Source organism: Acinetobacter sp., assembly GCF_036659555.1.
Taxonomy (GTDB): Bacteria; Pseudomonadota; Gammaproteobacteria; order Pseudomonadales; family Moraxellaceae; genus Acinetobacter.
This window is the reverse complement of sequence record NZ_JAVXCI010000177.1, coordinates 1-1,522: the sequence shown is the minus strand read 5'-3', so window position 1 is coordinate 1,522 and position 1,522 is coordinate 1. Positions and strand designations below refer to the sequence as shown.

2 protein-coding genes are annotated in these 1,522 nt (G+C 42.5%); one reads left to right on the top strand and one right to left on the bottom strand.

Annotated features, from left to right (window positions below):
- The coding region (locus RSA72_RS14505) for a DUF6662 family protein (protein ID WP_332624763.1) at window positions 1-343 on the bottom strand (343 nt) is incomplete at its 3' end.
- A gap of 743 nt (window positions 344-1,086) precedes the next feature.
- Between RSA72_RS14505 and RSA72_RS14500 the strand changes: the two genes are divergently transcribed.
- Window positions 1,087-1,404, top strand: coding sequence for a YqfO family protein (locus tag RSA72_RS14500; RefSeq protein ID WP_332624762.1), 318 nt, complete (start codon window positions 1,087-1,089; stop codon window positions 1,402-1,404).
- Window positions 1,405-1,522 lie beyond the last annotated feature (118 nt).

Sequence of the window (1,522 nt, the reverse complement as noted above, 5' to 3'; positions counted from 1 at the left end):
CAAAACCTGAGAGCTTAAGGCCGATTTTTTTATCTTCAGGCAGATAGCCGTCAATCAGAATGCCTGAAGTATCGAGGGACATTAATTTGACTGCTGCGGATGCGTTGAACTTGTCGGTAATTCCGCGCTCATACTCTGTCTTATAGTCAAAAGCTGAGTAATGGCCTGCGCCTTTATCGCTGCGGTTGGTGACCCATTGATAGAGCTCCTGACCACCTTGGGGCAGTGTTTCTGCGCCGCGGACATAGCCAAATAGATTTTCATCTGCAAAGGCAGATGCAGCAAAACTTAATATGCAGACAGCGGACAATATGCGTTTCATTCGTGATTGAACTCCAATCATGGTGAGTTATGGCGTCGCAAGATTTGAGTAGGGCTGGCTCTTATTAAGAAGCATTAGCATTTCGCATATCATTTGACTTCTGATTTTCGCTGATTGTAAATAGATGTAAATTGCTGGTCAATTGAGCAAAAAGCCTTTTATCTTAATCTGGCTATACTGCGTATTTATTTTTGCTAAACAATTTATAAGGCATTGTTTAATATCGTTATTTTATATAATAGGTAATATTTATAAATTGTTAATATACAATTGTAATTTACCATTCTGTTTTAAGCTTCATTTAAGTTTCATGCTTTAATGAATTGGCTGAAAATAGGATTTACTGGACTTTTACTGCCTTTTGCTGCGTGCGGTTTGAACGCTTAGCTTGGCGCAGCCGGCCAATCAGCTGAAGGTTTATGCAAACAGAGCGATGCATAAGGCGGCGGGTTTGGCCGATTATTTCAGCGGCATAGATTTAGTTAAATTAAACAGTGCGGTGACCGGCAGGGTGCTGAATGTTTCTGGCCAATCGTTTGAGCTGCAGACCCTTCGCGCCTCTGCGGTTGCAGGATATGCTGTCTTGAACTGGGCTTAGTATGCTGCTGTTTGCGTTGGCTGCTATTGCATCTGGAAGTTCATGCCTGCGGCAAAACAGCTTCAGATCCTGCTGCGGTGATTTATTTATGCGCAAGTGCTATTAATTCAAGGCAATTTTCAGCCAGCCTGAGTAGAATCAATGTATTTGAAATGCTGAATGAACAATGCTCAAACTTACCTACTACGTCCCTGAATCTCACTTGGAATCGACCAAACTTGCCATATTTGAAGCAGGCGCCGGCGGCATAGGCAATTATGAACACTGTGCCTGGCAAGTGTTAGGCACAGGGCAGTTTAAGCCGCTGAAAGGCGCAAATCCGTTTATTGGCAAGCTGGATGCTTTGGAGCAAGTGCCTGAATGGCGTGTAGAAACTATTGTTCCTGAAGAAAAAGCATCTGCCGTCGCAAAAGCTTTAAAAGCAAGCCATCCGTATGAAGAGCCGGCCTTTGAGTTTATTCAAACGGCGGATATTCAGTATTAAGGTTGATTTTTTTAAATTATAGATGAATGGTGATACACGGAGGGTGACATGGATGTCACCCGTTATAGCTAAATTCTAAAGTCTGTATGACGCATAATTGCTTATAAAAGATGATTGC

Coding starts and splice junctions, on each gene's coding strand:
- RSA72_RS14500 (WP_332624762.1), top strand. CDS start 1,087: ATGCTCAAACTTACCTACTACGTCCCTGAATCTCACTTGGAATCGACC.